Source organism: Candidatus Tremblayella phenacoccinincola, from assembly GCF_009805595.3.
Classification (GTDB): domain Bacteria; phylum Pseudomonadota; class Gammaproteobacteria; order Burkholderiales; family Burkholderiaceae; genus Tremblaya; species Tremblaya phenacola_D.
Genome location: NZ_VMQO03000007.1, coordinates 1 through 5,877 on the forward strand (window position 1 = coordinate 1; position 5,877 = coordinate 5,877).

8 protein-coding genes and 4 tRNA genes are annotated in these 5,877 nt (G+C 36.8%); 7 read left to right on the forward strand and 5 right to left on the reverse strand.

Annotation, left to right across the window (positions count from 1 at the left end; translation table 11 throughout):
• Nucleotides 1–304: 304 nt before the first annotated feature.
• Nucleotides 305–1,105 carry a 2,3,4,5-tetrahydropyridine-2,6-dicarboxylate N-succinyltransferase gene (gene dapD, locus FKM95_RS01200; protein ID WP_159128861.1) on the reverse strand — a complete coding sequence of 267 codons (801 nt, stop codon included), beginning with the start codon at nt 1,103–1,105 and terminating at the stop codon, nt 305–307.
• 366 nt (nt 1,106–1,471) lie between these two features.
• Here dapD and rpsB point away from each other — a divergent pair, with 366 nt between their 5' ends.
• From rpsB to dapA, 3 genes are all read left to right on the forward strand, one after another.
• The gene (rpsB, locus tag FKM95_RS01205) at nt 1,472–2,101 is read left to right on the forward strand and encodes a 30S ribosomal protein S2 (RefSeq protein WP_159128862.1); all 630 of its coding nucleotides are present in this window, start codon (nt 1,472–1,474) and stop codon (nt 2,099–2,101) included.
• Nucleotides 2,102–2,280: 179 nt separating this feature from the next.
• Nucleotides 2,281–2,559: a 2Fe-2S iron-sulfur cluster-binding protein gene (locus FKM95_RS01210; RefSeq protein WP_159128864.1), complete on the forward strand. Its 279-nt coding sequence runs from the start codon at nt 2,281–2,283 to the stop codon at nt 2,557–2,559.
• 213 nt (nt 2,560–2,772) lie between these two features.
• Nucleotides 2,773–3,684: a 4-hydroxy-tetrahydrodipicolinate synthase gene (gene dapA, locus FKM95_RS01215; protein ID WP_159128865.1), complete on the forward strand. Its 912-nt coding sequence runs from the start codon at nt 2,773–2,775 to the stop codon at nt 3,682–3,684.
• Between the two features lie 50 nt (nt 3,685–3,734).
• Here dapA and FKM95_RS01220 read toward each other — a convergent pair whose 3' ends face one another.
• The 4 genes from FKM95_RS01220 to FKM95_RS01235 form a co-directional block, all read right to left on the reverse strand.
• Entirely contained in the window at nt 3,735–3,941 is a 207-nt protein-coding gene (locus FKM95_RS01220) for a cold-shock protein (RefSeq protein ID WP_099336844.1), read from the reverse strand.
• Between the two features lie 53 nt (nt 3,942–3,994).
• Nucleotides 3,995–4,159, reverse strand: a complete 165-nt coding sequence (gene rpmG / locus FKM95_RS01225) for a 50S ribosomal protein L33 (RefSeq protein ID WP_159128866.1) — start codon at nt 4,157–4,159, stop codon at nt 3,995–3,997.
• On the reverse strand, nt 4,152–4,358 hold the full coding sequence (gene rpmB / locus FKM95_RS01230) for a 50S ribosomal protein L28 (RefSeq protein WP_159128867.1): 207 nt from the start codon (nt 4,356–4,358) through the stop codon (nt 4,152–4,154). Before rpmB ends, rpmG begins: the two co-directional genes overlap by 8 nt.
• A 163-nt stretch (nt 4,359–4,521) precedes the next feature.
• Nucleotides 4,522–4,593 (reverse strand) — tRNA-Lys (locus FKM95_RS01235).
• Between the two features lie 189 nt (nt 4,594–4,782).
• Here FKM95_RS01235 and FKM95_RS01240 point away from each other — a divergent pair.
• The 4 genes from FKM95_RS01240 to FKM95_RS01255 all read left to right on the forward strand — a co-directional run.
• Nucleotides 4,783–4,855: transfer RNA gene (locus tag FKM95_RS01240), tRNA-Thr, on the forward strand.
• Between the two features lie 14 nt (nt 4,856–4,869).
• A tRNA-Gly gene (locus tag FKM95_RS01245) sits at nt 4,870–4,941 on the forward strand.
• Nucleotides 4,942–4,976: 35 nt separating this feature from the next.
• Nucleotides 4,977–5,049: transfer RNA gene (locus FKM95_RS01250), tRNA-Thr, on the forward strand.
• Nucleotides 5,018–5,877, forward strand: an 860-nt coding sequence (locus FKM95_RS01255; RefSeq protein WP_226338827.1) for a PCRF domain-containing protein, incomplete at its 3' end; no start/stop codon positions are given. The genes FKM95_RS01250 and FKM95_RS01255, both read left to right, overlap by 32 nt.

The window sequence follows — 5,877 nt, forward strand, 5'->3', positions numbered from 1 at the left end:
AACCTCCCTCTATATACACTACACCTACAATACACCTACACTACATCTACATCTACTTCTACTTCTACTTCTACTTCTACTTCTATACCTCTCTTCCTTCTCTCACACACTCTCTCTCTCTCCCTATGGACTGCTTAAATAGTGCATATGCTTAAATAGATACATATGGGATGAAGAAGGTTTATTATGGAGTGGTTAGATTGGGTTGCCTATAGCTAATAGCTACATATCTCTAGACAAGCTAACTAAATAGAATCCCAAGGTTTATATCTATATATCTTAATCTTAATTAAGCATAAACAGATTATCTAAGCAACTCATTAATAGAAGTCTTAAGCAAAGTTTTCCTATCGATCCTCTTAACAATAACAGCACAACCTAGACTGTATTTCCCATCTTTTATCAGACCACCTGGTACAACAACTGAGCCAGCTGGAACCCTACCATACAATACATCGTCTCTTTCCCTATCATATATCTTTGTGCTCTGTCCTATGTAAACGCCCATAGCTATCACGGAGCCCTCTTCAATAACCACTCCTTCCACTATTTCAGACCTAGCTCCAATGAAGCAATTATCCTCTATTATGACAGGCTGTTCATTTAAAGGCTCCAGTACACCCCCAATTCCAACTCCTCCTGAGATGTGGACGCTTTTACCAACTTGTGCACATGAACCGATAGTAGACCAAGTATCAACCATCGTGCCTTCATCAACATATGCTCCAATGTTAATAAAGGAAGGCATTAGTACCACATTCCTGGATATAAACGAACCTCTTCTTATCGAACCAGGTGGAGAGTTTCTGACTTTATGCTTTTCGGTGTGGGATATAAACTTAAGTGGTATTTTGTCATAAAAGCAAGAATAGCCAGTATCAAGTCTACATATCTTTGCAAGCCTGAAATATAATAGTATTGCTTTTTTGATCCATTCGTTTACTTGCCAGACACCGTTTCTTTTTTCACATACTCTTATCTTACCAGCATCAAGCTCCGAAATAACATACTCTATAACTTCATAGGCTTCTCTGCTTTTGGCTGTGCTTTCGTATAGATGCTCTTCATTCCATATTTGTTCCACTATTCTACATACGTTATACATATGTTTGTCAGAGGGGGGGGGAGAGTTCTTTTATGTGAATGGCTGTTGTTACCAAAGCTGTTCCCATTGATAGTCGATAACCAACTATTATATACAGCTCCACAGTTCTTACTTCGATACATCGGTACTTACTTCGATACAGGACAGATAGTTAAGCCACCATACTAAGAACATAACCGTTGGTGGCTGTATTGAATACAAACTGACAAGAGCATGGGGGGAAGTCCTCAGCTTATTGATATGGTTCCCCCCCATACGCTGGTTAAATAACTAATATTATACTAGCTAACTGCTAGAGCTCTGGACTTCATTGTTATATTCCAGACCTAATTACTAACATAGAGCTATACTCACTAACCTGCTAGAATGACTGAAGATATTGTAAAAAAGATGTTAGAGTCAGGGGTCCATATTGGACATAGGAACTGCTTTTGGAATCCTAAGATGTTTCAGTTTATCTATTGTAAAAGACGTAGAGTCCATATCATAGACCTAGATAAAACCATTCGTATGTTCAAGAAAGCATTATTATTTGTTGAGCGGTTGGTAGTAGAAGATAAACACATATTGTTTGTGTGTACCAAATGGCAACTGCAAAGCTTCGTTGAAAAAGAGGTTTCCAGAATAAGCATGTCGTTCATTACTAAAAGATGGTTAGGAGGGACGTTAACAAACTTCAATACTATTAGCAGTTCACCACTAAGCTTAGACGTCTCAAAAAAAGCTAAAGGATTTAAAATCAACAGAGTTCCAGATGCTGTTGTTGTTGTTGAAGCAGTAAAACATAGAATAGTAATTAGGGAAGCTCAAAGATTACGGGTTCCTGTAATAGCAATAGTGGATACGAACTGTTCTCTGTCCGGAATAAGCTTTCCAATACCTGCCAATGATGACTCAGCTACTGCCGTACATTTGATTCTAGCTGGCATAATAAAACACATACACAAAACCAAGTGTCTAAAGGAAAAAGCAGCTAAGTTAGGAATTAACGGATGAATGCTCCCTTGCATATAACACAACTTCCTTCAACATTAAACATATTGTTCAACAACCATAACCATACCATAAAACAAACAGACATACCCACACACACATCCACACATCCACAGAACACAACCACAAACAACCGCTTACCTATAGCAGGGGGAACCGACACCTAACTAAATAAGAACTTCATGGTTACTTTAATCGTACTACCAAACATATACTTGTGTCCACTGGGTTTGATTTTAACTGCTGTTGGTGGTATTAGCCTCTGTGATCTCATGTTGAACGAAGGCGTTAATGTTCCTCACCTCTGTGGAAAAGCCTGTGTTTGTTCTTCATGCATAGTTAACATTAAGCAGGGAGCAGAAGTTATACGTATCGCAACCAACTCTGAAAAAGCTTTGTTAGCAACGAATAGAAGTGACTCCAGGTTATCTTGCCAAACAGTTCTAGGAAAGGCCTGCTAACAGTTAAGAGTTTGCTATTGTGTTGTTAGTTGGTGTTTTGGTGTTACTTCTGTTAGCTGTTGGAAGCATATCTCAGCTGGATGTTATGGGTTTTGGTAACTTGAACTTGGAACTGACATACGCTGTGGACTACAATTCCTTTAATACCTAACGAGCCTAAGTTAAGGGTTCCCCAAGTCTCTAACGTATAGTTAACCTAAACTTCTTTTCAACATGCACAAGCTAACTGGTGTAATTACAGCAGTTGTTTCACCAATGTTTCCTGATGGAAGTTTAGATGTATACTCTTTCAGGAACTTTATAGAATGGCAGGTTCTTTCAGGCATTAGCGGACTAACTGTTACTGGCACTACAGGTGAAGTTTCAACTCTTTCATATGAAGAGCATATAAGCCTTGTTAAAACAACCATTGAACAAACAAAAGGTAGAGTTCCAATAGTTGTAGGTTCAGGAAGTAACTCTACGTTCGAGGCAATACATCTTACCCAAACCATCAAAGAGTTAGGAGCTGACTTTTCTTTGCAAGTTGTTCCGTATTATAACAAGCCAACACAAGAAGGACTATACAAGCATTTTAAGAGGATTGCTGAAGCTGTAGACATGAATATCATATTGTACAATGTGGCCAGTCGAACTGGTGTTGGTTTGGCAATTGACACAATACACAGACTTTCTCAGATTCCGGGCATTGTTGGCATAAAGGAAACATCAACAAGTATGCTAAACATATACAAGCTACTACGACTCAAAAGAGAATTGAAGGACAAGTTTGCTGTATATAGTGGAGATGATTCAACATTCTTAGGTGCATCTGAAATAGGAAGTAATGGGGTGATATCTGTTATTTCTAATATGATTCCTAAAAGTATTGTTAATCTATACCTGCTCTCTAGGTTATCCACAGGTACTAAAGATAAGCTAAAACTAAACAACATAACCTCAAAAGTATTTAGCCTGTGTAAGCTCATGTTTATAGAAACCAACCCAATCCCAGTAAAAACGATCTTAGGTAGGATTGGGCTAATAAATAGTGGAATTAGGTATCCGCTGACGCATTTAAACTACAGTCATTGTATTAAGATATTAAAAGTAATCAGAGATCTTAGCAACAGTTTGGAGGAGTAGTAACTAACCCCTCCGTTAATAAGTCTCTGTTATTCTTTTTGGTTTCTCTTTTATTCTTTTGTTTGTATGTTGGATGCTTGTTTGCCTTTAGGTCCTTGAATGACATCGAATGTTACCTTTTGACCTTCCTTTAATGTTTTAAATCCTTGAACGTTAATAGCTGAGAAATGAGCAAACAAATCTTCACCGCCTTCGTCTGGAGTAATGAACCCAAAGCCTTTTGCATCATTGAACCACTTTACAACACCAGTTGCCATTACAAGCCTCAACTTCTCCTTTATTACTTTAATACTAAAAAAAACCCATTGGTTTATCTATCTTTCTTTTCAATATACAAGACATGCTTTCCTACAATAGGGTCATATTTCATTGCTTTCAGTTTAGCTTGGCGAGTTCTGTTTTTAAAAGTTGTGTAAAAATGACCGGTGTTCTTGGTGGAAATTAACCTTATGATTACCCTGTTGTTATTAGCCATTTCGTTTCCTATATGTGTTCTTATCTAAGAAACGGAGGCCTGAGCTTGAAACCTTCCTGCGAATCCAACTGTTATCAACTTCTGACCATACTCTTTTGGAATGCAAGTTAATACTAAAGGTCCTTCTCGTTTTGTTATGCGAGAATGAAACTAAGTTTCCTTTCAGGTTCTTTTTTCGGGTTATATAACATAGCTTCATAGTTTAGTTGTTGCTTTTAAAGATTAGTAGTTTAAACAGCTGTCTTTAGATGAAAAGAAACAACAGAAGTAAACATAGCGTTTGTATTATTGGTTTTATGTTAGAGCTTCTGGTGTATATCAAATGTATAAGAGCTAGCTACTGATTGTATTATGGTTTTAGTTGAGTCGTGCAGGTATCGAACCTGCGACAGATGGATTAAGAATCCATTACTCTACCACTGAGCTAACGACCCTTTCTCTCTTTAATATATTCTCTATTAACATGCTGCCCCCTCTCATTCTCCCTCTACCTCTACTCCTCCTACCAACCACCCACTCTCTCTTGATAAACAGAACTCAACACATCCAAAAACACATCCAAACAACACAACCCCCTCTCTCTTGTCGAAGAACTTAGAGGCATATGTATTCCCAGTTGTTATGCCGATATAGTTCATTTGGAAGAACAACTGACTTGTAATCAGTAGGTAGTCGGTTCGAGTCCGACTTTCGGCATTTATTAACTAAAAGCGAATATAGTATAAAGGTTATTATTCTAGCCTTCCAAGTTAGAGATATGGGTTCAATTCCCATTATTCGCTTATATGAATATGCTATCTGTTATCTAGAAGCGGTAGCTGATATAGCTTAGTAGGTTAGAGCACATCTTTGGTATAGATGAGACGTCGGTTCGAGTCCGACTTTCGGCATTCGCTTTCGTCAAACGCTTTCGTCATTCGCTTTCGGCTTTCGCTTTCGTCAAACGTCAGACAGTTATTGCTTTTATCTTTTATAGCTTATGTATATAAACAACCATATTCTATGCTTGAAAAACCTATAATAGAAAACCGTATCTTAAAACTAGAAGAGAGGTTAAGGCTTTTAAAAGATAAGATAAGCTTTGAAGTTAAGAAAGAAAAGATTAATGACTTAGTTAATAAATTAAATAATAAAACCATATGGAATAATAAAAGCCTAATAAAAGAATTAAATAGAGAGCTTTCTTTACTTAGGTTTGATGTTTCAATATTAGATAAACTATTAGAAGACTTTAGAGACATTAAGGAAATATTTAGGCATATAACAGCTAATCTTAATAAAGCAACATCAATTACTTTATTTGATATAAACAATGAGTTATGCGTATTAGATAAAAAGATAGAACAACTAGAACTTAGCTTAATGTTTAAGGATAAGTCAGATATGTTAGATTGTTATATAGATATTCAGGCTGGTACTGGAGGCGTTGATTCTCAAGATTGGACAAGCATCTTATTACGTATGTATCTTCGTTGGGCAAGCATGCATAGGTTTAAAACAGAAGTTATTCATGAGATGGTTGGAGATCTAAATAAACCTAAGTCTGTTACTATTAAAGTATTAGGTGTCTATGCTTATGGTTGGTTAAGAACTGAAACAGGAATTCATAGGTTAGTGCGTAAGAGTCCTTTTAGTTCTAATGGGAAACGGCACACTTCTTTTAGTTCTATATATGTTTATCCAGTGATAAGTGATGATATTAATATATATATAACTCC